The 23,772-nt window shown below is 31.8% G+C and carries 24 protein-coding genes; 17 read left to right on the top strand and 7 right to left on the bottom strand.

All coding sequences use genetic code 11. The features are described from left to right. Positions 1-14: 14 nt before the first annotated feature. Complete coding sequence (gene ispA / locus EV697_RS04100) at positions 15-905, bottom strand: (2E,6E)-farnesyl diphosphate synthase (RefSeq protein WP_132022929.1); 891 nt, start codon at positions 903-905, stop codon at positions 15-17. 14 nt (positions 906-919) lie between these two features. Continuing rightward, entirely contained in the window at positions 920-1,153 is a 234-nt protein-coding gene (gene xseB / locus EV697_RS04095; RefSeq protein ID WP_132022927.1) for an exodeoxyribonuclease VII small subunit, read from the bottom strand. 229 nt (positions 1,154-1,382) lie between these two features. On the opposite strand from xseB, the gene thiI reads away from it, so the two are divergent. From thiI to cspD, 3 genes are all read left to right on the top strand, one after another. Beyond that, the gene (thiI, locus tag EV697_RS04090) at positions 1,383-2,846 is read left to right on the top strand and encodes a tRNA uracil 4-sulfurtransferase ThiI (RefSeq protein ID WP_132022925.1); all 1,464 of its coding nucleotides are present in this window, start codon (positions 1,383-1,385) and stop codon (positions 2,844-2,846) included. After that, positions 2,846-2,992 (top strand): YoaH family protein, encoded by a 147-nt coding sequence (locus EV697_RS04085; protein ID WP_132022923.1) that lies wholly within the window; start codon positions 2,846-2,848, stop codon positions 2,990-2,992. Before thiI ends, EV697_RS04085 begins: the two co-directional genes overlap by 1 nt. A gap of 217 nt (positions 2,993-3,209) precedes the next feature. Further along, complete coding sequence (cspD, locus tag EV697_RS04080) at positions 3,210-3,419, top strand: cold shock domain-containing protein CspD (protein WP_132022921.1); 210 nt, start codon at positions 3,210-3,212, stop codon at positions 3,417-3,419. Positions 3,420-3,495: 76 nt separating this feature from the next. Here the strand turns inward: cspD and matP are convergent, their stop codons facing one another. Beyond that, on the bottom strand, positions 3,496-3,951 hold the full coding sequence (gene matP, locus EV697_RS04075; protein ID WP_132022919.1) for a macrodomain Ter protein MatP: 456 nt from the start codon (positions 3,949-3,951) through the stop codon (positions 3,496-3,498). Between the two features lie 154 nt (positions 3,952-4,105). On the opposite strand from matP, the gene EV697_RS04070 reads away from it, so the two are divergent. The 6 genes from EV697_RS04070 to tnpA all read left to right on the top strand — a co-directional run bounded on the left by EV697_RS04070 (position 4,106) and on the right by tnpA (position 10,996). After that, positions 4,106-5,890, top strand: coding sequence for an AAA family ATPase (locus EV697_RS04070; protein WP_132022917.1), 1,785 nt, complete (start codon positions 4,106-4,108; stop codon positions 5,888-5,890). Between the two features lie 162 nt (positions 5,891-6,052). After that, positions 6,053-7,042: a phenylalanine--tRNA ligase subunit alpha gene (gene pheS / locus EV697_RS04065; RefSeq protein ID WP_132022915.1), complete on the top strand. Its 990-nt coding sequence runs from the start codon at positions 6,053-6,055 to the stop codon at positions 7,040-7,042. Positions 7,043-7,086: 44 nt separating this feature from the next. Beyond that, positions 7,087-9,474, top strand: a complete 2,388-nt coding sequence (gene pheT, locus EV697_RS04060) for a phenylalanine--tRNA ligase subunit beta (RefSeq protein ID WP_132022913.1) — start codon at positions 7,087-7,089, stop codon at positions 9,472-9,474. A gap of 5 nt (positions 9,475-9,479) precedes the next feature. Next, complete coding sequence (locus tag EV697_RS04055; RefSeq protein ID WP_132022911.1) at positions 9,480-9,776, top strand: integration host factor subunit alpha; 297 nt, start codon at positions 9,480-9,482, stop codon at positions 9,774-9,776. Between the two features lie 88 nt (positions 9,777-9,864). Continuing rightward, on the top strand, positions 9,865-10,359 hold the full coding sequence (locus tag EV697_RS04050; RefSeq protein ID WP_132022909.1) for an NlpC/P60 family protein: 495 nt from the start codon (positions 9,865-9,867) through the stop codon (positions 10,357-10,359). A gap of 172 nt (positions 10,360-10,531) precedes the next feature. Then, the gene (gene tnpA / locus EV697_RS04045; protein WP_132022907.1) at positions 10,532-10,996 is read left to right on the top strand and encodes an IS200/IS605 family transposase; all 465 of its coding nucleotides are present in this window, start codon (positions 10,532-10,534) and stop codon (positions 10,994-10,996) included. 137 nt (positions 10,997-11,133) lie between these two features. On the opposite strand, the gene EV697_RS04040 is transcribed toward tnpA, so the two are convergent. Next, complete coding sequence (locus EV697_RS04040; protein ID WP_132022905.1) at positions 11,134-11,997, bottom strand: phospholipase A; 864 nt, start codon at positions 11,995-11,997, stop codon at positions 11,134-11,136. Between the two features lie 119 nt (positions 11,998-12,116). Next, positions 12,117-12,593 (bottom strand): Cys-tRNA(Pro) deacylase, encoded by a 477-nt coding sequence (ybaK, locus tag EV697_RS04035; protein ID WP_132022903.1) that lies wholly within the window; start codon positions 12,591-12,593, stop codon positions 12,117-12,119. Positions 12,594-12,660: 67 nt separating this feature from the next. Here ybaK and EV697_RS04030 point away from each other — a divergent pair, with 67 nt between their 5' ends. The 4 genes from EV697_RS04030 to EV697_RS04015 all read left to right on the top strand — a co-directional run bounded on the left by EV697_RS04030 (position 12,661) and on the right by EV697_RS04015 (position 16,738). Then, entirely contained in the window at positions 12,661-13,608 is a 948-nt protein-coding gene (locus tag EV697_RS04030) for an oxidoreductase (RefSeq protein ID WP_132022901.1), read from the top strand. Positions 13,609-13,704: 96 nt separating this feature from the next. Next, positions 13,705-14,601, top strand: a complete 897-nt coding sequence (gene accD, locus EV697_RS04025) for an acetyl-CoA carboxylase, carboxyltransferase subunit beta (RefSeq protein WP_132022899.1) — start codon at positions 13,705-13,707, stop codon at positions 14,599-14,601. Then, on the top strand, positions 14,598-15,950 hold the full coding sequence (folC, locus tag EV697_RS04020) for a bifunctional tetrahydrofolate synthase/dihydrofolate synthase (RefSeq protein WP_132022897.1): 1,353 nt from the start codon (positions 14,598-14,600) through the stop codon (positions 15,948-15,950). The genes accD and folC overlap by 4 nt, the downstream gene beginning before the upstream one ends. A 122-nt stretch (positions 15,951-16,072) precedes the next feature. Beyond that, positions 16,073-16,738 carry a TIGR01621 family pseudouridine synthase gene (locus EV697_RS04015; RefSeq protein ID WP_132022895.1) on the top strand — a complete coding sequence of 222 codons (666 nt, stop codon included), beginning with the start codon at positions 16,073-16,075 and terminating at the stop codon, positions 16,736-16,738. On the opposite strand, the gene EV697_RS04010 is transcribed toward EV697_RS04015, so the two are convergent. Next, complete coding sequence (locus EV697_RS04010) at positions 16,739-17,362, bottom strand: DedA family protein (protein ID WP_132022893.1); 624 nt, start codon at positions 17,360-17,362, stop codon at positions 16,739-16,741. It lies immediately after the preceding gene. 299 nt (positions 17,363-17,661) lie between these two features. On the opposite strand from EV697_RS04010, the gene rplY reads away from it, so the two are divergent. The 4 genes from rplY to rnm all read left to right on the top strand — a co-directional run bounded on the left by rplY (position 17,662) and on the right by rnm (position 22,609). Next, complete coding sequence (rplY, locus tag EV697_RS04005; protein WP_132022891.1) at positions 17,662-17,949, top strand: 50S ribosomal protein L25; 288 nt, start codon at positions 17,662-17,664, stop codon at positions 17,947-17,949. A 145-nt stretch (positions 17,950-18,094) separates the two neighbouring features. Further along, the gene (gene truA / locus EV697_RS04000; RefSeq protein WP_132022889.1) at positions 18,095-18,883 is read left to right on the top strand and encodes a tRNA pseudouridine(38-40) synthase TruA; all 789 of its coding nucleotides are present in this window, start codon (positions 18,095-18,097) and stop codon (positions 18,881-18,883) included. Positions 18,884-18,980: 97 nt separating this feature from the next. Beyond that, entirely contained in the window at positions 18,981-21,524 is a 2,544-nt protein-coding gene (locus EV697_RS03995; protein WP_132022887.1) for a TonB-dependent receptor domain-containing protein, read from the top strand. A 251-nt stretch (positions 21,525-21,775) separates the two neighbouring features. Continuing rightward, on the top strand, positions 21,776-22,609 hold the full coding sequence (gene rnm / locus EV697_RS03990; RefSeq protein ID WP_132022886.1) for an RNase RNM: 834 nt from the start codon (positions 21,776-21,778) through the stop codon (positions 22,607-22,609). A 41-nt stretch (positions 22,610-22,650) separates the two neighbouring features. Here the strand turns inward: rnm and ttcA are convergent, their stop codons facing one another. Further along, positions 22,651-23,601 (bottom strand): tRNA 2-thiocytidine(32) synthetase TtcA, encoded by a 951-nt coding sequence (gene ttcA / locus EV697_RS03985; protein WP_132022884.1) that lies wholly within the window; start codon positions 23,599-23,601, stop codon positions 22,651-22,653. Positions 23,602-23,772 lie beyond the last annotated feature (171 nt).

Raw genomic sequence — 23,772 nt, 5'->3', positions numbered from 1 at the left:
AGTTGTTATATTCGTTAGCTTTTTCTTGTAATAATAAATTTAGCTAATTCTTGGAGTACATAGGTATCAAAACCAATGCTATTTAATGCTTCAATCGCTTTTAGATATAAATTTTGTGCTTTTTGTTTCGCACCTTCTAAACCGAGTAATTTAGGGTATGTACTCTTATCAGCAAGAATATCAGCCCCTACATTTTTTCCTATTATTTCTGTATCACCTTCAATATCAAGAATATCATCTTGGACTTGGAAAGCCAGTCCAATAGCATCGGCATAATCAGTTAACTTTTTATCTATATTATTATCTTGAAAATGTGGAGAACAAATAAATCCTAATTTTACGGCAGCTTTTAATAATGCCCCCGTTTTATTCTGATGAATTTGTTCTAATTCATCAAGCGTAACTTGTTTTTGCTCAGAGATAAGATCGAGACTCTGCCCAAAACACATTCCGTTGATGCCAGAAGCATTTGCAAGTGTTTCTATTAGTTTTAATTTTTGTTCGGAGGATAAATTTGGTATCTTGGTCAGTAGTTCAAATGCAAAAGGTTGTAGTGCATCACCTGCTAAAATAGCAGTCGCTTCATCAAAAGCAATATGGCAAGTTGCTTGACCACGTCTAAGGGAATCATTATCCATAGCAGGAAGATCATCATGAATGAGTGAATAAGCATGAATACACTCAATGGCTGCTGCAATATAATCAAGTTGCTGAATATCCGCACCCAGCATTTTTCCTGTTTCATAAACTAAAAAAGGACGAATACGTTTTCCTCCCAAGAGTAAAGCGTACTTCATTGCTTCAGAAAGAGGGGACGGCGAAGTATCTAAATTTAGAAATTGATTCTCTAAAAATACATTAATACGCTCTTGAGTTTGTTGAAGATCTTCATTGAATTGACGCATTTCAAGCCTACTAATTATTCATCGGGTTGATAATCGGATAATTCTACAAGGCCGCTTTTTTGTAACAATATCTGTATTTTTTGTTCCGCTTGTTGTAGTTTTTCTTGCCCTTGCTTAGCTAATTTTATCCCATTTTCAAATTCTTTTAAGGATTCATCAAGGGAAAGCTCACTACTTTCTAATTTAGAAACAATATTTTCTAACTTTGCTAATGTTGTTTCAAAATCTAAAGTTTTCTTTTCTGCCATATTTATCTCTTATTACTTACTTATTGAATTTGCTATTGTACTTTATTTTTTTAGACTTGTTAAAAAAACAATGTAATTTTGTGAAAGACTAAACATTTTTTTGTAAATTTATAAATAAATTTGAATAAATAGATTATTTTCTGATTGATATTAACTAAAGTAAATAGGGGATTTTTTCAATTTATTGTAGAATAACTGCCATTATTTTAATTTAAATTGAGTGATATTTATGAAATTTATAATCAAGCTTTTCCCTGAAATTATGATTAAAAGCGAAAGTGTTCGCAAAAGATTTGTAAAAATTTTGACTAGTAATATTCGTAATATTTTGAATAAATATGATGATTCCGTGGCGGTAGTACGCCATTGGGATTACATAGAAGTGCGGTCTAAAAATGAAGAGAATCGAGAGTTATTGATCGAATTGTTGACTCGTATTCCGGGAATACATCATTTTTTAGAAGTGGAGGAAAAGCCATTTGTAACATTACATGATATTTTTGAAGAAACCTTAGAAAAAGTAAAAAGTGAATTAGAAAACAAAACTTTTGCTGTAAGAGTAAAACGTAAAGGAAAGCATGAATTTAGATCATTAGATGTAGAACGATATGTAGGTGGTGGATTAAATCAAGCCATTGAAAGTGCTAAAGTAAAACTAACTAAACCAGATGTAACGGTACGTATTGATATTGAAAATAACAATATGATGTTGGTTAAAGCTCGTCATCCAGGTATTGGCGGTTATCCAATTGGTACTCAAGAAGACGTATTATCGCTAATTTCTGGTGGTTTTGATTCAAGCGTGTCTAGTTATATGCTAATTCGTCGTGGTTCTCGAGTTCATTATTGCTTCTTTAATTTAGGGGGGGCAACCCACGAAATTGGCGTTAAGCAAATGGCTTATCAAATTTGGGAACGCTTTAGTGGTTCACATAAAGTCCGTTTTGTTGCTATTAATTTTGAAGAGGTTGTTGGTGAAATTCTTGAAAAAGTTGATAACGGTCAGATGGGGGTAGTATTAAAACGAATGATGGTACGAGCAGCGAGTAAAGTGGCTGAGCGTTTTGGTATTCAAGCTATTGTGACAGGGGAAGCATTGGGGCAAGTTTCCAGCCAAACATTAACTAATTTACGTTTAATTGATGAGGCTGCAAATACCTTAGTGTTAAGACCTTTAATTACTCATGATAAAGAACAAATTATAGCGATAGCAAAACATATTGGTACAGATGATATTGCAAAATCAATGCCTGAATTCTGTGGTGTTATATCTAAGAATCCGACAGTAAAAGCAATTAAAGAAAAAATTGAAGCAGAAGAATTAAATTTTGATTTTTCTATTTTAGAAAGTGCGGTAGAAAATGCACAATATTTAGATATTCGCCAAATTGCAGAGAAGACAAAAGAAAATGTGGTTGAAGTTGATGTTACCTCAACATTGTCTAACAATGATATTATTATTGATATTCGTAGTCCTGAAGAAACAGAAGAAAATCCTCTCGTTATACCGAATAATAAGGTGATAGAACTGCCATTCTATCGTTTATCTAATCAATTTCCTGAATTGGATCAAACTAAAAATTATGTTTTATATTGTGAGCGTGGTGTGATGAGTAAATTACAAGCCTTATACTTAAAAGAGAATGGCTTTAATAATGTTACTGTATTTTCTAAAAATAATGGGAACAAATAATGTTAGATAAAACACTCTTAGGTTTAACACATCAAGAGCAACAAAAAGCGGTAGAAAAAATTCAACAATTAATGGCTGAGGGGGTTTCTGTTGCTCAAGCTATTGCTATTGTTGCAAAAGAATTAAGAGAAGAAAAAAATCGCTAAGGAAAGAAGATAATCTTTTTATTTAAACTAATACAATAAAAAATTAGGGTATTTTTGTGATCTACATTAGATTTTTAAATAAATGTGATTGCAAAAAAAAGTAAATTAATTGAATATTTGTGCTTAGCAAGGGGATAAGGGTTTTCCTTATTTAGTAACTAAGTTGTCTGTTAAGGATTTTAGGCCTCAGACGTTAAACCACATAAAAGAGGTTATTATGGAAGTTGGTGTTGTTAAATGGTTTAATAATGCAAAAGGATTTGGTTTTCTCTCCGCAGAAGGCAGTGATGCTGATATTTTTGCTCATTATTCTGTTATTGAAATGGATGGGTATCGCTCTTTAAAAGCAGGACAAAGAGTTCATTTTGAAGCGGTGCATGGAGATAAAGGCTCACACGCAACAAAAATTATTCCTATTGTTGAATAATATTAACTATTTTAGTCATCAAATAAAAGACAAGGTGTTATATATCTTGTCTTTTATTTTTTATTAAAACTTAAAATTAATCTTTTAATTTTAAGAGATCTTTAATATCCGCTTTCATTGCAGTCATTTGACTTTCATATAATGCTTTACTTTCCCTTTCATCAATCATATAAGAAATGGTTTCTGATAAAGTCATTTTCATTTTTTTTGAATATTTAGATAATCTTGACCAAACAGAATACTCCAAGTCTATTGATTTTTTCTTAGTTAGCTTTTTTTCAGCATTAAAAAATCGCTTTCGCCTTGCTCGGATAGCCTGATCTAATTTTATAACTAAATCAGGAGAGAGATGTTGCTGTATCCATTCTTCAATATGTTGTGGATTATTTTGATAATCAAGTAATTGAAGTACTATATTATCTTGTAAGCTACGCTCCTGATATTTCGTGATATTTATACCATCTCGATGTTTTTTTATCAGATATACCCATTTCCAATTTGCTTCTTGATTATCTAATTTTTGGTATTTCATTATATTTAATCCCAAATTCGTGACATTGTAACTTATATTAATATACAGGTTATTGTTAAAATTTACCAGTAAACTGTAATTCTTATATAAATAATTAATAAGAAATATGCGATAATGCTCGTTTATATCAATATTTAGCTTATGAGAGACTGCAATGATGTTACCTTTCGTATCTGAACGAGCTTTAGGTTGGCAAGACTTATTGCCTACTTTAGTTTTAGATAAATTACCACTTTATGAGAATATAGATTTTTTATCTTTACAGCAAAGAGCTTCGCTTGCTGTCGATCAATTTTTAAAATATCCTAAGAGTAACCTTTTAATTTTAAAAGCCGATGATCAGGCAGAATATGCACCATTACTAGAATCCTATATAGAGTCAAAATATAGAAAAAACACAGACGCCATTGTAGGTGTAAAATACATTGTTGAACAAGGCGATAGTTTTTCTTTTCCATCTATTTATGTCATTCCAGCAGAATCTAAAGAAGATAATTTTGTTGCAAAAAAAACGGTGGCGACTGCACTTTATTTTGACCAGAATCAATTATTTGGTTCAATTAGAATACATCCTAGTTCAAAAGAACTGCAATTAAACCCAGGATTAGTCCATCAATTAAATCAAGGGGTATTGATTTTAGGTGCTGGTGAGTTATTAAATCAATTTGAAATTTGGGCAAGATTAAAACAATTATTAAAAACGGGGTTATTTGATTGGTATTCATTACATCCATTAAAAACATTACCTTGTGAAATCCCTAGTTATAAATTAGATTTAAAAATTATTATATTAGGAACACGTTCGGAGCTAGCTGCATTAGAAGAACTTGATGAAACTTTATACCATACGGCACATTATGGTGAAATAGAGAGTTTTTTTAATTTAGAAACACAAGAAAATCAAACATTATGGGCTAATTATATACAAAATATAGCAACAGAATGTCAATGCTCTCTTGATTTAGATGGATTAAATAAATTATATCAATTACTAGTAAGAGAAAGCGAAGATCGTAATACTGTTAGCATTTCGCCCTTAAGATTGAAAGAAATTCTAATTTCTACCGCACTTTTAGTTAATAAACCTCAATTAACAGACAAAGATTTTGAAATTTATTTACAAAATAAATTATTACAACACGGATTTTTAAGAGAGCAAACTTATTCTGATATTTTGCAAGAGCAAGTTTATGTAGCAACTGAAGGAGAAATGGTTGGTCAAATAAATGGGCTATCCGTAATTGAATATTCAGGAACACCTTTATCCTTTGGAGAGCCTTCTCGTATTAGTTGTACTGTTCAATTTGGTGAAGGTGAGGTTATTGATGTTGAGCGTAAAAATGAGTTAGCTGGCAATATTCATAGTAAAGGTACGATGATCTCAGAAACTTGTTTAGCCAGTATTTTGGAACTACCCGCACAATTACCATTTTCCGCTTCAATTGTATTTGAGCAATCCTATGCTGAAATTGATGGGGATAGTGCTTCCCTTGCAAGTTTTTGTGTTCTATTAAGTGCTTTATCAAACTTGCCTTTGTCACAATCCATTGCGATAACTGGTGCGATTGATCAGTTTGGACTTGTTCATTCAGTTGGCGGTGTAAATGATAAAATAGAGGGATTTTTTACAATTTGTGAACGACGAGGTTTGACCGGTAAACAAGGTGTTATTATTCCAGCGACAGTAATTCAGCAGATTAGTTTATCTGAAAATGTAATAAGTGCGGTCAAAAATAAACAATTTTTTATTTGGACAGTAGAGGATGTATTTCAAACTTGTGAAATTTTATTTAATCGATCTTTAGTGGAAGAGGAAAATAGAGATTATAAAGAAGATGAAATACCACTTTCTCGGTTAATTAATCAACGCATTGATTCAAGAACAGAGCGTCAACAATCAAATAATTTTTGGGATTTTTTATTCAAAAAAAGAGAGTAATGATCGAATCATATAAGTTTTATAAAAAATAATCACAAATATATACAATATAATAAATAATACGAATATTTATTGAATAAAAACGTGATTTTTTAAGGTGTTAGTATTATTATTAGCAGTATTTTTTACAATTAAGATTTTCAAATAAAGTAGAGGACAGGAATGCAAAACCTAAACGAGATTACAGCACAGGCAAAAAAAGCAATTGATGAATTGCAAGATAAAAGCCTAGAAGCATTAGATGCCATTCGTGTAGAATATTTCGGTAAAAAAGGCCATTTTACACAGCTCATGCAAGGTTTGCGTGATGTTACAGCTGAAGAACGCCCTATCATTGGTGCTAAAATTAATGAAGCTAAGCAAGCTGTATTAGCTATATTAAATACTAAAAAAGCAGAATGGGAAGAGGAAGCATTAAATGCACAATTAGCAAAAGAAAGTATTGATGTGAGTTTACCTGGTAGAAAAACTGATTTAGGTGGTTTACACCCTGTATCAATTACGATTGAGCGTGTCACTAAGTTTTTTGCAAACTTAGGATTTACCGTTGAAGTAGGTCCTGAAATTGAAACGGATTATTATAATTTTGATGCGTTAAATATTCCAAAACATCACCCAGCAAGAGCTGATCACGATACATTTTGGTTTGATGCAAACCGTCTATTAAGAACACAAACTTCAGGTGTTCAAATTCGTACAATGGAAAAAACACAACCACCTATTCGAATTATTGCACCTGGTCGTGTTTATCGTAATGATTATGATCAGACTCATACACCAATGTTTCATCAGATAGAATTACTTTATGTGGATAAAAAAGCTAATTTTACTGAGTTGAAAGGGTTATTACATGATTTCTTACGTGCTTTTTTTGAAGAAGATTTACAAGTGCGTTTTCGTCCTTCCTATTTCCCATTTACTGAACCTTCAGCAGAAGTGGATGTAATGGGGAAAAATGGTAAATGGTTAGAAGTATTAGGTTGTGGTATGGTTCACCCTAATGTTTTACGAAATGTTGGTATTGATCCGAATGAATACTCTGGTTTCGCTGTTGGTATGGGGGTTGAGCGTTTAACAATGTTACGTTACAACGTCACGGATTTACGTTCATTTTTTGAAAATGACCTTCGTTTCTTAAAGCAATTTAAGTAATTATCGTTGAGCTTTAGCCGAATATAAAAAGGATTGGATATTATATGAAATTTAGTGAATTATGGGTAAGAGAATGGGTAAACCCAGCAATTAGTACTGAGCAATTATGCGAACAAATTACTATGCTTGGTTTAGAAGTTGATGGTATTGAAGAAGTTGCTGGTGAATTTACTGGTGTTGTAATAGGTGAAGTCGTTGAATGTGGTCGCCATCCTGATGCTGATAAATTACAAGTTACTAAGGTAAATATTGGTAATGAAGAATTATTAGATATTGTTTGCGGTGCACCTAATTGCCGTAAGGGTTTAAAAGTGGCTTGTGCAACTGTTGGTGCGGTATTACCTGGTGACTTTAAGATAAAAAAAGCAAAATTAAGAGGTCAACCTTCAGAAGGAATGCTTTGCTCATTTACTGAACTTGGTATTTCTAGTGAGCAAAATGGTATTATTGAATTACCAGCTGATGCACCAATAGGGGCTGATTTACGTGAATACTTAAAATTAAATGATAAAAGTATCGAAATTAGTTTAACACCTAATCGAGCTGATTGTTTAAGCATTGCGGGGATTGCCCGTGAAATTGGCGTGGTAAATAAATTACCTATTCACACACCAGAATTTCCATCGGTTAAAGCTACAATCAATGAAAAAATAGCGATTAATATTTCTGCTCCAGAGGCTTGTCCTCGTTATTTAGCTCGTTATATAAAAAATGTAAATGTGAATGCAAAAACACCTATTTGGATGCAAGAGAAATTACGTCGTTGTGGTATTCGTTCTATTGATCCTATTGTAGATGTGACTAATTATGTTTTACTTGAGCTAGGTCAACCGATGCACGCATTTGATGCTGATAAAATCACGCAACCTATTGAAGTGCGTATGGCAAAAGAAGCGGAAGAATTGGTGCTACTTGATGGAAATACAGTAAAACTACGCTCTAATACATTAGTGATAGCGGATCAAAATAATGCTTTAGCAATGGCAGGGATCTTTGGTGGTAAGGAAAGTGGGGTAAATACTGAAACGAAGAATGTTATTTTAGAAGCTGCATTTTTTGCACCATTAGCTATTACTGGGCGAGCTAGAGAATATGGCTTACATACTGATTCTTCACATCGTTTTGAACGTGGGGTTGATTTTGAATTACAATATAAAGCAATGGAAATGGCAACCTCACTTTTACTTGATATTTGTGGTGGTGAAGCGGCTGAAATTTGCGAATCAATTAATATAGAGCATTTACCTAAATTAAAACAAGTACAGCTAAGACGTAGTAAATTAGATAATTTACTCGGTCATCATATTGAAACAAATACGGTAACAGAAATTCTTGAAAAATTAGGGTTAGCTGTTTCTTATAGTGATGATATTTGGTCAGTAACTTCTGCTAGCTGGCGTTTTGATATTGAAATAGAAGAAGATTTAATCGAAGAAATAGCACGTATTTATGGCTATAATAGTATCCCAAATAATGCGCCACTTGCTCATTTACAAATGAAAAAATCACCCGAGAATTTACTTGATATCTCTCGAGTTCGTACGGCATTTGTAGACAGTGATTATCAAGAAGTTATTTCTTATAGCTTTGTAGATCCTGAAATACAAAAAATCTTACATCCAGAACAACAAGCATTAGTTTTACCTAACCCAATTTCTAGTGAAATGTCGGCAATGAGAGTGTCATTATTAACTGGTTTATTAGGTGTTGTTGCTTATAATCAAAACCGACAACAGTCACGTATTCGTTTATTTGAAAGTGGATTACGCTTTATTGTTGATGAGACAGCAGAAAATGGTATTCGACAAGAGCATGTTATTGGTGGTGTTATCGTTGGAGATAAGCGCCCAACTCATTGGGAATATAAAGGTGAGCAAGTAGATTTCTTTGATTTAAAAGGGGATTTAGAAAGAATTTTATCATTAACTGAAGTTAAACATAATTTGGAATTTGTAGCAAAAACTTATCCAGCGCTACATTCTGGACAATCAGCCGCTATTCTTCTTGAAGGGCAAGAAATAGGGTTTATTGGTACATTACATCCTAAAGTTATTCAACAGCTCGGCTTATCAGGTAAACCAGTTGTTTTCCAAATATTATGGGCACCGATAGCAAAACGTCATATACCAGATGCGAAAGAAATATCTCGTTTCCCTGCAAACAAACGTGATTTAGCTATTGTTGTAGATAAAAATATACCAGCAAATGAGATATGTAAGGCTTGTTTTGAAGTCGGGGGAAAACAACTAGTTGATGTAACTTTATTTGATGTTTATCAAGGTGCAAACCTACCTGAAGATAAAAAAAGTTTAGCGATTAGTTTAACAATCCAAGATCTAGAAAAAACACTTGAAGAAAAAGATATTAATACAGTGATTTCTGTTGTATTATCTGAATTAGAACAACGTTTTAATGCTTACTTGAGGGATTAGAATTTATGACTTTAACTAAAATGCAAATTGCGAATAACTTGATTGAAAAATACAATTTAAACAAAAACGATGCTAAAGTTTTTGTGGAGAATTTTTTTGAAGAAATTCGCTTATCATTAGAAAATGGAGAAGATGTAAAATTATCTGGATTTGGTAATTTTGAACTCAGAGATAAATCTTCAAGACCTGGACGCAACCCAAAAACAGGGGAGAGCGTACCTGTTTCAGCTCGTCGAGTTGTGGTTTTTAGACCAGGTCAAAAATTGCGTTCTAGGGTAGTTAAAACAAAACCTCAAAATTAGTTTATTATAATGATAGAAGGCTCAAAATACTTTGAGCCTTCTATTTTTATTAGAAAATAAAAAATTCTTTTCATATACATAGGTTAACATGAAATTCTGCAAATGTTTTTTTATTATTGTTACATTTGGATTACTGGCTGCTTGTAGTACAACAACCAATAAAAGAGTAATAACTCATTCTATTGACTATAAAGGTACATTTAATGATCCTATAATGGCTATAACCTTATTGACAGAACAACAACGGGAATGGGCAGGAACACCTTATCGGTTAGGTGGTCGTACTCGTCAAGGAATAGATTGTTCTGGCTTTGTTCAAACTACATTTTTTGATCGTTTTGGTATAAATTTACCAAGAACAACAAAAGAGCAAGCTAAAATGGGCTATAAAATTAATCGAAATGAAATCCAAACAGGTGATTTAGTTTTTTTTAAAACTGGACGAGGTCCATATGGCTATCACGTTGGTGTTTATGTCAAAGAAGATAAATTTCTTCATGCTTCTACTAAAGGTGGTGTAATCTATTCTTCCCTAAATAGTCCTTACTGGAAAAAAACTTACTGGCAAGCTAGACGTATTTAATCGGATAAAAATAGTTGCTTATATTGCAACTATTTTTATTATAGATAGACGGTGTCTATCTATAAAAACCATACGCTATGCGTATGGTATAAAAGAGCTTTAGCGATGAAAAAATCCTCCGATATAATGAAGAAGGCTGACAACCAAATTCAAAATATAGGAGGATGTGCCAATGGCAAATAAATCCAATGACGATTCAAGTCTATCATACACAAGATGGAACTGTAAGTATCATATAGTCTTTATTCCGAAATTCAGACGAAAGGCAATTTATGGAAAATTGCGTATGGATATAGGGAGTATATTAATGCAGTTATGTAAGTACAAAAATGTAGAAATAATCGAAGCACATGCAATGAAAGATCATATTCATATGTTATTAAAAATTCCGCCTAAGATAGCCATCTCAAGTTTTATGGGATATTTAAAAGGGAAATCTTCGTTAATGATTTTTGAAAGGCATGCGAACTTAAAATATAAGTATGGGAATAGGAATTTTTGGTCTAAAGGTTATTACGTAAGTACAGTAGGTTTAAATACTAAGGTAGTAGAAGAATATATAAGGAACCAAGAAAAGGAAGACATGCTTCAGGATAATTTATCGAAGAAGGAATATATAGACCCCTTTAAGGGGTGAGCCATAGAGTTATAGTACGGTTGTCAGTTTTCACATGCCCCTTGAGGGGCATGTGAAGTACTAAGCCCTTATAGGGTAGCTGAAAAACCGCACGTTTTACGTGCGGATTGTTATTTATTTGATAAATAATATTTTTATTAAAAAACATTATTAAGTGATATACCAATACCAATTCTTTGAATATTTTTTTGATAATCAATTAATGATTCACCATACCCACCATAATATTGTGTATATAATCTAATGTATTTTGTTAATGGGTAAGTATAAGTTGCTTCAATACCACCTTTTTGACTACGGGGATTAAAGTGCCCTTTAATTTTGAATTGATGTTTGTTATAACGATAACCAATAGTTAAATCAAAATAACCTTTATATTTTGTTATATCAGGATTATCATCGTCTTTTGATTTTTCTGGAATACGCCACCAAGGTTTTAACTCAAGAATCCAATTCCCTTTACTTGCTGAAGCTCTTACATATAAACGATTCCAACTACGAGATTTTAACTCATCAATTCCTCGTCCATTAGATTCATGATTAAATCCAGTTTCAAAATCATTCATTGTCCAACCGAAAGGTAATTGATGTTTTGTCACCCAAGCTAAGAAAATCTGTGGCTCATAATTACTTTCTCGAAAAGGAGAGGATTGCATTTTATTAGTTAATTGAAACCAAGAACGTTGAGTATAAGTACCCGCTAAGACAGAATTTTTACCAAATATATTTTTCCAAATAGGTAAAGCTAAGCTAATTTGAAATTTTAGCTCATCGTGATTCATTTTACTTCTATCATAAGCAAAATTTTTATTTGAAAAAGTTTCCATTAAATAGTTTTGATCGTATGCCATTATACCAATAAAACTATCATTACGATTAATCAAAAGTGCTTCAGTTTTGCTTTTGTAAGGAAAAACCCTTGATATATCTAATGGATCATTTTCGGCAAATACTGTTAATGATGATATTGTTATTAAAGAAAAAATAATAAATTTTTTCATTTAGAGTCCTAGTAATCAAGATGATTTAAGATAATGTTACTATTCTACTTATTTTTAGATAAATGTAACGGTGAATATATATTATATCGCAATAAAAGTGCGGTAAAAAACTTTAGATATTATACATCAATAATATCAATAAAAGTCGCATTAAGTAATTTTGCAAGATCTTGTGGCTTTAATTCCACACTTAATCCTCTTTTCCCACCAGAAATATAAATCTTTTCAAAGTTTAATGCTGATTTATCAATAATTGTTTTTACTCGCTTTTTTTGTCCTAAAGGACTAATTCCACCGACTAGATAACCTGTACTTTTTTGAGCAATATCTTTTTCTACCATATCTACTTTTTTAACTCCAATTGCTTTTGCTGCTTTTTTTAGATTCAACATATTTGCAGTAGGTAAAACAAAACAGGATAATTTCTTATGATCACCATTTTCAGCAACAAGTAATGTCTTAAATGAAACAAAAGGTGATATTCCTAATTTTTCAGCAGCCTCATTGCCAAAATGGAGATTTTCTGGATCATGCTCATAATGATGTAAAATAAACTCAATTTTCTGCTTTTTTAATAAATCAATAGCTGGTGTCATTTTCTTTTCTCTCTATTATTCTGTAAAATAGTTCAGTTATTTTACAGAATATTATAAAGAGAGAAAAATGTTAAATATTGCAATTAGTGCGGAGTTTTCTTTAGCTGAAAAATTAATAGAAAATTTAGAATTAAGTTCACTAGAGATCGAGAAAATTACAGCAGTTGAAATTTATCCATTTAGTGAAGAACAAGGATTGCGTTTTAAGAATAAATCAGTTACACAAATCGAGGTTGAAAAAGTAGATTGGTCTGCATTCACCTACGTTTTCTTTGCTGGCGATATTTCAAAAGCAACTTATTTAGCTAAAGCCGCTGAGTCTGGGTGTATTGTCATTGATATTCTTGGGCTTTGTGCTGATATTGCTGATGTTCCTGTGATTATTCCGAATATGAACAACAATCAATTAATTGAATTACGTCAACGAAATATTGTTGCTTTACCAAATCCACAAGTTACGCAATGTGCATTATCTATTGCTAATATAATTAAGAATTTATCAATCCATCAATTAACAATCACATCATTATTACCGGCATCTTATGAGAATGAGGAGTCGGTAACAAAATTAGCAGGACAAACAGCCCGATTATTAAATGGGATTACTTTAGATGATAATGAACAACGCTTGGCATTTGATGTTTTTCCTAAACAATCTATAAATTTAAATATGCAATTAAAGAAAATCTTTTCAGAACTAGATAATATTGTCTTTCATCAAATTCAAGTACCCGTTTTTTATGGGATAGGGCAATTAATAACATTAAAATCAGATTATTTAATCGATCCAGACATCGTTATTGCTGATTGGAAAGATAATGAATATATCAGCTATCATGATGAAAAAGTAATAACACCAGTTACTAATAGTGAAGTTGAAAACTCGGAGGCTATCCCTAAATTGCATATTAGTAATATTAATTCAATAGAAAATGGTATTCAATTTTGGACAGTAGCAGATGAGCAACGATTTAATTTAGCATTTATGGCTGTAAAATTAGCCGAATTAATTTAATTAGAATCATATCTTGTCAGACCTTTATTTGTGGTATCCTGACATAATTTATGATTTAATGAGAATAATTTATTTTATAAATAAAAAAGGTTTAAAATGAGTTGGATTGATAAAATTTTTAGTAAAACAACAACCAGTAGTTCTCGTAAGTCAAATGTTCCAGAGGGAATTTGGACAAAATGTTCATCTTGCGAACAAGTTTTATATCGTGATGAATTGACGAGAAATTTAGAAGTTTGCCCACGATGTGACCATCATATGCGTATTGATGCAAGAGCTCGTATTACAGCGTTGTTAGATAAAGATAGTTTACAAGAAATAGCGAAAGATTTAGAGCCTAAAGATGTACTAAAATTTAAAGATTTAAAGAAATATAAAGATCGACTTTCATCGGCTCAAAAAGAAACTGGGGAAAACGATGCATTAGTCGCTTTTTATGGTGAACTTTATGGTATGCCTATTGTAGCCGCCGCCTCAAATTTTAGTTTTATGGGCGGTTCTATGGGGGCGGTCGTAGGAGCAAAGTTTGTTCAAGCAGCAGAAAAGGCAATAGAATTAAATTGCCCTTTTGTTTGTTTTTCTGCAAGTGGTGGGGCAAGAATGCAAGAAGCTTTAATTTCATTAATGCAAATGGCAAAAACAAGTGCGGTATTAGCAAAAATGAAAGAAAAAGGTGTTCCCTTTATCTCTGTATTAACAGATCCTACATTGGGGGGCGTTTCTGCTAGTTTTGCTATGTTAGGTGATATTAATATTGCTGAACCTAAAGCATTAATTGGTTTTGCTGGACCTCGAGTAATTGAACAAACCGTTCGAGAAACTTTACCTGAAGGATTTCAACGCAGTGAGTTTTTATTAGAAAAAGGTGCGATCGATATGATTGTCAAACGTTCTGAAATGCGAGAAACCCTAGCTAACTTATTAAGTAAACTTTCTAATAAACCTTCTCCTTTTACGAAGCCAGAATTAATTGTTGATGAAGAAATAAAATGAGTGAAATAAATAATCTACAAGATATATCTCTATTACAAGCAAATACACCGTTAAATACTTGGCTTTCTTATTTAGAAAATAGTCATTTTAAATCTATTGATTTAGGGTTAGATCGTATCCACCGAGTAGCAAAAGATTTAGATTTATTAAATCCAGCACCTTTTGTCATTACTGTGGCAGGAACTAATGGTAAAGGGACAACTTGTCGGTTATTAGAAACTATTTTATTGAACATTGGTTTAAAAGTTGGTGTTTATTCATCTCCACATTTAATCCGTTATAATGAGCGAGTTCGTATTCAAAATAAAGAGCTTGCTGATGCTATGCATACTGAGTCTTTTGCATTTATTCAAAAAAATAAGAAAGAATCACTGACTTATTTTGAATTTAGCACGTTATCGGCTTTATATCTATTTAAGCAAGCACAATTAGATGTCGTCATTTTAGAGGTAGGTCTGGGTGGACGTTTAGATGCGACAAATATCATTGATAACAATATTGCTATTATTACAAGCATAGATATCGATCATACGGATTTTCTTGGATCGACTAGAGAAGCGATTGCTTTCGAAAAAGCGGGGATTTTTAGAAGAAATAATCCTGCAATAATTGGTGAACCTAATATTCCTAAAACAATGCTAGAACAAGCGAATAAACTACATTCTAAACTTGCTTGTCGAGATAAAGATTGGTCTTTTCAGCGTCAAGAAAATAGTTGGTCATGGAAAAATGCAAATAAATTATTAACAGACTTACCTATTCCACAAATTCCTTTGGCAAATGCCGCAACGGTATTAGCAACACTTGATTATTTACCTTTTACTATTTCAGAAAATGTAATTCAACAATCCTTACAAGAAGTAGAATTACTTGGACGTTTTCAATATTTAAAACAAGAAAAACGAGTAAAGCTAGCAGAAATAGTCTCAAAACCCGTTGAACAACTTGCTCAAGTGATTGTGGATGTAGGACATAATCCTCATGCTGCTCGTTATTTATCAGAAAAATTGACCGCACTGAAAGCGAATAAACTAAAGGGAAAAATTATTGCCGTATGCGGAATTTTAAAAGATAAGGATTCACAAGGTGTTTTCGAACCGTTGCTCCCCGTAATTGATTATTGGTATTGCGTAACATTAGAGGGAATTAGAGGGCAGAGTGGAGATGAGTTATTGACAACTCTACAACAAATAGCCAAAGCTCAACAGCTAATAATACAAGGTGAAAGTGGTCATTTAATCGTTGATACAATTAAGAATGCTTTAGCAACAGCAACAAAAGATGATGTTATTGTAGTATTTGGCTCATTTCATACAGTAGGTCCGTTATTGGAAACATTATCTTACTAATAAATAATGATGTATCTTGAATAATATAAACAAGAAATACATTCATTTTTACTAGTAATAAAAGAATATATTATGATGAAAATAATACAAAAATCTATTTATTTTATACCGCACTTGTTAATATGAACCAATCTATTAGTATCCTATATCATCATCAAGATTTTATTGTTATTGATAAGCCCTATGGGTTAAGTGTTCATCGAGATGAGCAAGCTATTGGATTAACCACAGTCGTTGCAAATCAACTTGGCTTAGCACAAGTTTGGCTTGTCCATAGGCTAGATAAAACGACATCAGGACTATTAATTCTCGCTCTTAATGCTCAAGCTGCTAGTAAACTTTCCCAACTTTTTTCACAACATTTAATTAATAAGACTTATCTTGCGCTATCTGTATACAAACCAAAGAAAAAGCAGGGATTGGTTATTGGGGATATGAAAAAATCGAGAAGAGGAGCCTGGAAGCTTTGTAAAACTAAAGAGAATCCAACCATTACACAGTTTTATTCTATGAGCTGTGAAGCAAATTTACGTTTATTTATATTAAAACCACGAACAGGAAAAACTCACCAGTTAAGAGTAGTTATGAAAAGTTTAGGTAGCCCTATCATTGGTGATGAATTATATGGTGGAAAAGTAGAAAAATCCGACCGCACTTATTTACACGCTTACCAATTACAATTTATTTATGATAATCAAGAGATTAGTATTAAATGTTTACCAAATACAGGTAGCCTATTTAAAAAAGATATTGTTTTAAATAAAATTAATGAATTGGCTTTTACTTAATTACTTTTTAATTTTCTTCAATTTTTTACGTTTTTTGCTACGTTGCCATTTCCACAATACGACCAAAATGATCACCGCAACAATAACATAAACAATGGCTTGCCCTTTTTGAATTTGTTGATGTAACCAATCTAAATTTGATGCACCAAAATATCCCAAATAAACCCAAATTGGTATTGATATCGCGGCAGCAAAAAAATCTAACAGTATAAAACGGAGAAAACTAACTCGTCTTGTAATACCTGATATAAGATAAATAGGGGCTCTTAAACCAGGTAAAAAACGAGCAAAAAATAAAACCCAATTGCCATATTTTGCAAATTTTTCTTTTACAAGTTTCAATCGCTTAAAGGTAATAATCCTTTTTAATGGTTTGAAACGAAGAATTTTAACGCCATATATACGACCAAGCCAATACATTGTGCTATCACCAATTAAAACACCAGCAAAGCTAACAATTAACATAATGTATAAATTGACACTCTCTGGGTATAATCCAGATATTACGCCTCCAGAAACAAGGGTAATATCTTCAGGAATTGGCACACCAAACCCACAAATAATTAGCACGAAAAAAACAGCAAAATAACCGTAATTAGTAAAAAAATTAATTAGTAATTCCATTTATTAATAACCTATAATCCGAACAAATGGATAGAAAATATAATGCAGCTATTATAGCTTGTTTTAAAAATAAATAGCTATTAAAAATAATCTTTAATTATCATATTATTGAGTATTCTATCCTTTTAATATAACTAGTTTGATATCATTTAATTGATTTAAATGTAATTCTATTTGATTTAGAAATATAAATTCATTATAATCCCAACTTCGAATTTTATTCGAAGCTATATTCTGAGAAATCGTTGGGTCGCCTGCGGTTTTTATTATTAATTTTACTTAACAAAAGAGAACATAAAATGGCATTTAAATTTAACGCTGAAGTTCGTACGTCGCAAGGTAAGGGTGCGAGCCGCCGCCTGCGTCATAATGGTCAAATTCCTGCTATCGTTTATGGTGGTAATGAAGCACCAGTTTCAATCATTTTAAATCATGATGAATTAAACAACGCTCAACAAAAAGATAACTTCTATACTGATGTTATTACTCTTGTTATTGAGGGTAAAGAAGTAGCAGTTAAAGTTCAAGCTATGCAACGTCACTTATTTAAATTAAAACTAGCTCATATCGACTTTAAACGTGTTTAATTAAGTTGTTTAATATTAAATGCCAATACTCTCATAGTATTGGCATTTTTTTATCTAAATAAATTTAATTAATCTAATTTTTGAGTATTCTTAATCAGAATAGTATGATTTCATCATTTGTAAATAAAAATATGGGATAAGCAGTGTGAAAATTGCATTGGGCATTGAGTATAATGGTAAAAATTATTTTGGTTGGCAAAAACAAGAGAAAGTAGCAAGTGTGCAAGGCACCTTAGAAAAAGCAATTTCTTTTGTGGCAAATGAACCAATTCAAGTGTATTGTGCTGGACGTACAGATTCAGGTGTACATGGAACAGGTCAAGTTATTCACTTTGAGACAACTGCTAATAGACCAGAAAAAGCATGGAGTTTTGGTGTTAATGCTAATTTGCCTGATGATATTGCGGTAACTTGGTCAAAAATAGTTGATGATGAATTTCATGCTAGATTTAGCGCTACGGCAAGACGTTACCGTTATATTATTTATAACTATAAACTACGCCCAGCTATTTTAAGTGAAGGTATTACCCATTATCATTTTCCTCTTGATCACCAGTTAATGCATAAAGCAGGGCAATTTTTATTAGGTGAAAATGATTTTTCTTCTTTTAGAGCAGCACAATGTCAATCCAATACCCCTTGGCGAAATATTCATCATCTTAATGTGATTAGAAAAGGATATTATGTGATTATTGATATTCAAGCCAATGCGTTTTTACATCATATGGTAAGAAATATTGTGGGAAGTCTTATTGAGGTTGGAGTAGGGAATCAACCTGTTGAGTGGATTGATTGGCTATTACAACAAAAAAATCGAGAACTAGCGGCCCCTACCGCAAAAGCAGAAGGGTTATATTTGGTTGATGTGATTTATCCTGAAAGATTTGCTTTACCTAAGCATACTATAGGTCCTATTTTCTTAGAGGATAATTAAAAAAATAGTATTAAAAATTAATTGTAATTTAAAATGTATTTGCTCATCTTGATAACGCAAATTATAATAGTTCTCATTATTATTTTGGGAGATTATTATGAAAATCAGAACTAAATGTAAATACTTTTTATTTGGTAGTTTATTATTATCTAATTATAGCCAAGTAACAGCTCAACAAGAATTAAATTATAAACATTTAACTAGTCAAGCATTATCCTCTCAAATTTTAGATGAAATTGTCGTTAAAAATGATCTTAATAAAGAAAAACCATCTTTAAAAACCTATGTTTCTTCTGGCTCATTTTCTTACTTAGATGATACTGATATCACAAATTTTAGAGGAAGCTCTGTTGGTGATTTTTTGAGTGGTGTACCTGGTGTTATCGTTGGTAATAAACGTAATAGTGGCGCTGTATCTATTAATATTAGAGGTATCGCAAATGAAAATAGAGTACCAGTTTTTATTGATGATGGACTACAATCAATACCATCTTATCAAGGTTACGCCGGCTCATCAACCCGTAGTTATTTAGATCCTGATTTATTAGGAGAGGTTGAAATTGAAAAAGGTCCATCATTAAGTGTTGATGGATCTGGCGCTACGGGCGGGATAGTTCGAATGAAGACCATCAGTTGGAAAGATATTATTCCTGAAGGGAAAACATGGGGTGTTCGCCTAAAATTAGGTTCTATGACGAATACAGTAACACCCCCAGCATATTATACAAAAGGAGGATATCAAACTCGTTATATCAGTAAGTGTATAACAAATGAGAGCGGCTTATGCAAAACCCAAAATTACGCACCTGATGCTCGTTATTCTTCATCATCATTTGATCTTAATTCTTATAATTACAGTATTGCATTTGCTAATAAATTAGAAAATGCTGATTTCGTGCTAGCTTACGCAAAACGTAAACAAGGTAATTATTTTGTAGGACGCCATGGACAAACGCCTATTATTGATAAAATTAATTTTGAAGATGATTATGTAGAAGTTGACGAGAATCAAGATGATGAGGAAATTCAGATCGGCGTACTTAAATTTAAAGAAAATCACAGTACTTTATACCGTGCAGGAGAGGAGGCATTAAATACTTCTCAAGATAATTCATCTTATTTAATAAAAGCTAATTTTTATAATGATTATCATCGATTAGGATTAGCATACCGTTATTATCATAGTAAATTTGGTGAAATAATGCCTTCTATCTTAAATTTTAGAGCTTATGGTGCTCTACAAGGTGAAGGAAGTGAAGTTAAAGTAAATAGCTATAATTTAAGCTATCAATATAAACCTGTAACTCCTTATATCAATCTAAATCTAAATGCCTATTTTACTGATAGCGATTCATCTAATTTTACTCCATTTATAGAAGAATATGGTTATTCATTATCTAGCCGTCACGCACGTTTTTTAATATCGAAACAAAAAGGATTGTCGATTGATAATACCAGTATTTTTCAAATAAATAAAAATCCTTTAACACTAAAATATGGTATTGCTCATAGCTATGAGCGTATTTATCAGCCTAGAGATGCTCAACAAAGAGTGTTAGCTAAAGGATATCCTGAAGATGCAATTGCACCATTATGGGTTAGAGATGGTAAGCGTAAGGAAATTAGTGGTTTTATTTCAGCCAATTATCCATTTACGTCTTGGTTAAAAGCAGAGGTAGGATTGCGTTATTTTAAATCAACTATCAATGATTATGTTATTAGAAAAGAAGTCGTAACAGAATCTAAAAAAGTGATTGAAAATGGTGTAACTAAGTTTGTTGATATTACTAAGGAAATAATTCATAAGCAAAAACCTATTGAAAATAAAGGAACTTCACCTATTGTAATGTTAACATTTGAACCTAAATCAGGCATACAAATTTATACAAAATATGCTCAAGCATTACGTTCTCCAAGCTTATTCCAAGGAACTAAAGGATGGAGTATGCAAAATACTGAGAATAATTTAGAACAGTTAAAGCCAGAACATGCTAAAAATTTTGAAATAGGTATGAACTTATTTTATGAAAATATTTTTGCATCAGATGATTTATTTGGTTTTAAATTAGCCTATTTTAATAATCGAATTAAAGATTACTTAACACGCACCCAAAAAGGGAGCTTTGCTCAAACAGTTAATATCCAGAGTGCTAAGTTTAAAGGATTTGAACTTTCGGCCTATTATGATATGAAAAAATTCTATACAAAATTATCAGGTACTTATTATACAAATACAGAATTTTGCCTAACTCAAGAACAAGCTGGAAATAAAGCACAATGTAATTCAGGTTTTGTGTTTCGTAGTAATTTAAATAATGCTGTTCCACCTAGATTGAATTTACATTTAACATTAGGATCTCGTTGGTTAGATCAAAAATTAGATATTGGTGCTCGTTATAGTTATTATAGTAAACGTTTTGTTCCTGTATTATCTGCAGATCGTTTTGTAAATACAGCAAGTATAGAATGGAATTCATATTCATTATTGGATTTATATGCAAGTTATGATGTAACTAAAAATTTCAAAATAAATATGACAATGGATAATGTATTTAATCGTTATTATTTAGATACTAATAATATGGGATTAAATACTGCTCCAGGAAGAACATTACATTTTGGAATTGATTATCGTTTTTAATTGTTTACCCCCTAAGATTATCAGCTCATAAAGCCTATATTGGTTTATTATGGGCTGATTTTTTTATAAAATTGTCAATCTTATATTAAATAATTATAGAAGATTAAATTTAAAATTGTCATAGATTATCTTTTGTTTATAATAAATCCATTAGTTGTAATGATTTATGTTATTTAATCAATATCATTTTATATTTCACATAATTAAATAACAAAAAAGTTATTGCTTTCATTAATAACAAAGGAAAATAAATGACTCCAATTTATGATCTACATTGCCATAGTAATGCTTCAGATGGAATGTTGACACCAACAGAACTAGTATTAAGAGCGAAAGAAAAGAATGTAAATGTAATGGCGTTGACGGATCATGATACAGTACAAGGAATAGATGAAGCAAGAAAGCAAGCAGAACAACTAGGTATTCAACTTATTAATGGGGTGGAAATTTCAACTAATTGGGAAAATAAAGGCATTCACATTGTTGGATTAGGATTTGATAAAACTCACCCAAAAATGACCGCACTTTTAGAAAAACAAGCTCAAGTTCGTTTTCAACGGGCTAAAGACATTGGTGCTAAATTGGAAAAGATAGGAGTACAAAATGCTTTTGAAGAAACTCAAAAACTTGCTGATGGAGAAGTCACTAGAGCGCATTATGCTAGATATTTAGTAAGTATTGGAAAGGTTGCTAATGTTCAACAAGCCTTTAAGAAATATTTGATGCAAGGGAAGTCTGCTTTTGTAAAAGCAGATTGGGTCGATATTCCTATGGCAATTAATGTTATTCATCAAGCAGGGGGATTGGCCATTATTGCTCATCCATTACGTTATAATATGACAACAAAATGGCTTAAAAAACTCATCACTGATTTTAAAAATTGGGGAGGGGATGGCATTGAAGTATCGGGTTGTGGGCAAACTAAAGATCAGCGTCAACTTATCGCTCGCTGGGCAAATGAATATCAGTTACTCGCCTCCGTTGGATCTGATTTTCATTTTCCTTGTGCTTGGATTGAACTTGGTAAATCTCTTGAATTACCCGAAAATTGTCAGCCAATTTGGGAAAAATTGATGATTATTTGAAAATAAACCTACTGTAAAAAGTAGGTTTATTTTTATGTAAATTATTTAATCTCTTTAAAAGGAATACTGTTTTCCTTAACAAATTCTATTTCGACATCATCACTAGATATAACAGGTATAATTGGCAAATCAGGCTTATCAAAAGCAATATCGCCTTCAATCCCCTCGATCACTTTACCATGTTGAATACCTTTAAAATCAAATAGAGTAGTATCACATAAGTGTGATGGTACGATATTTTGAATCGCACTAAACATTGTTTCAATGCGTCCCGGATATTGTCTATCCCATTTTTGTAGCATTTCTTTCACTACTTGACGTTGTAAATTTGGTTGAGAGCCACAAAGATTACAAGGAATGATTGGAAACTGTTTCGCTATTGAATATTTCTCAATATCTTTCTCTTTACAATAAGCAAGAGGACGAATTACAATTTGTTTCCCATCATCACTCATTAATTTAGGTGGCATAGACTTCATTTTACCACCGTAAAACATATTTAAGAATAGTGTTTCTAGCATATCATCACGATGATGACCTAAAGCAATTTTTGTTGCACCAAGTTCTGTTGCTGTGCGGTATAAAATACCACGTCGTAAACGTGAACAAAGAGAGCAAGTAGTTTTCCCTTCAGGAATTTTTTCTTTTACAATTCCGTAAGTATTTTCTTCGACAATTTTATAATCAACGCCAATACTTTCTAAGTATTCAGGCAAAATATGTTCAGGAAATCCCGGTTGTTTTTGATCTAAATTGACGGCGACAATATCAAAATGAACAGGGGCATTAATGCGTAAATTTAATAGAATATCCAATAAAGTATAGCTATCCTTTCCGCCAGATAGGCACACCATCACTTTATCGCCATCTTCGATCATATCAAAATCAGCAATCGCATTACCAACGTTACGGCGTAACCTTTTTTGCAATTTATTGAAATTATAAGTTTGTTTTTTGGTTTGTTCAGTTTGATTTAAGGTATTATTTGTCATATAAAGTTAGTTAGATAAATATCAAAAATTAAAAACCTGCGTATAGTAAAGGGTTATCAAGGTTTTTCCAACAAAAATCTATCGTTTTATGAAATACAACAAATAATAGTCAATTCAAAAAAGAAAAATCTTAATAACCTTTATAATACGAATTTTAATATTAGAAATAAA

It is taken from the genome of Bisgaardia hudsonensis (assembly GCF_004345785.1).
In the GTDB taxonomy this organism is placed as follows: Bacteria; Pseudomonadota; Gammaproteobacteria; order Enterobacterales; family Pasteurellaceae; genus Bisgaardia; species Bisgaardia hudsonensis.
This window is presented reverse-complemented; position numbering and strand designations above follow the sequence as displayed.

Coding starts and splice junctions, on each gene's coding strand:
- ispA (WP_132022929.1), bottom strand. CDS start 905: ATGCGTCAATTCAATGAAGATCTTCAACAAACTCAAGAGCGTATTAAT.
- xseB (WP_132022927.1), bottom strand. CDS start 1,153: ATGGCAGAAAAGAAAACTTTAGATTTTGAAACAACATTAGCAAAGTTA.
- thiI (WP_132022925.1), top strand. CDS start 1,383: ATGAAATTTATAATCAAGCTTTTCCCTGAAATTATGATTAAAAGCGAA.
- EV697_RS04085 (WP_132022923.1), top strand. CDS start 2,846: ATGTTAGATAAAACACTCTTAGGTTTAACACATCAAGAGCAACAAAAA.
- cspD (WP_132022921.1), top strand. CDS start 3,210: ATGGAAGTTGGTGTTGTTAAATGGTTTAATAATGCAAAAGGATTTGGT.
- matP (WP_132022919.1), bottom strand. CDS start 3,951: ATGAAATACCAAAAATTAGATAATCAAGAAGCAAATTGGAAATGGGTA.
- EV697_RS04070 (WP_132022917.1), top strand. CDS start 4,106: ATGATGTTACCTTTCGTATCTGAACGAGCTTTAGGTTGGCAAGACTTA.
- pheS (WP_132022915.1), top strand. CDS start 6,053: ATGCAAAACCTAAACGAGATTACAGCACAGGCAAAAAAAGCAATTGAT.
- pheT (WP_132022913.1), top strand. CDS start 7,087: ATGAAATTTAGTGAATTATGGGTAAGAGAATGGGTAAACCCAGCAATT.
- EV697_RS04055 (WP_132022911.1), top strand. CDS start 9,480: ATGACTTTAACTAAAATGCAAATTGCGAATAACTTGATTGAAAAATAC.
- EV697_RS04050 (WP_132022909.1), top strand. CDS start 9,865: ATGAAATTCTGCAAATGTTTTTTTATTATTGTTACATTTGGATTACTG.
- tnpA (WP_132022907.1), top strand. CDS start 10,532: ATGGCAAATAAATCCAATGACGATTCAAGTCTATCATACACAAGATGG.
- EV697_RS04040 (WP_132022905.1), bottom strand. CDS start 11,997: ATGAAAAAATTTATTATTTTTTCTTTAATAACAATATCATCATTAACA.
- ybaK (WP_132022903.1), bottom strand. CDS start 12,593: ATGACACCAGCTATTGATTTATTAAAAAAGCAGAAAATTGAGTTTATT.
- EV697_RS04030 (WP_132022901.1), top strand. CDS start 12,661: ATGTTAAATATTGCAATTAGTGCGGAGTTTTCTTTAGCTGAAAAATTA.
- accD (WP_132022899.1), top strand. CDS start 13,705: ATGAGTTGGATTGATAAAATTTTTAGTAAAACAACAACCAGTAGTTCT.
- folC (WP_132022897.1), top strand. CDS start 14,598: ATGAGTGAAATAAATAATCTACAAGATATATCTCTATTACAAGCAAAT.
- EV697_RS04015 (WP_132022895.1), top strand. CDS start 16,073: ATGAACCAATCTATTAGTATCCTATATCATCATCAAGATTTTATTGTT.
- EV697_RS04010 (WP_132022893.1), bottom strand. CDS start 17,362: ATGGAATTACTAATTAATTTTTTTACTAATTACGGTTATTTTGCTGTT.
- rplY (WP_132022891.1), top strand. CDS start 17,662: ATGGCATTTAAATTTAACGCTGAAGTTCGTACGTCGCAAGGTAAGGGT.
- EV697_RS03995 (WP_132022887.1), top strand. CDS start 18,981: ATGAAAATCAGAACTAAATGTAAATACTTTTTATTTGGTAGTTTATTA.
- rnm (WP_132022886.1), top strand. CDS start 21,776: ATGACTCCAATTTATGATCTACATTGCCATAGTAATGCTTCAGATGGA.
- ttcA (WP_132022884.1), bottom strand. CDS start 23,601: ATGACAAATAATACCTTAAATCAAACTGAACAAACCAAAAAACAAACT.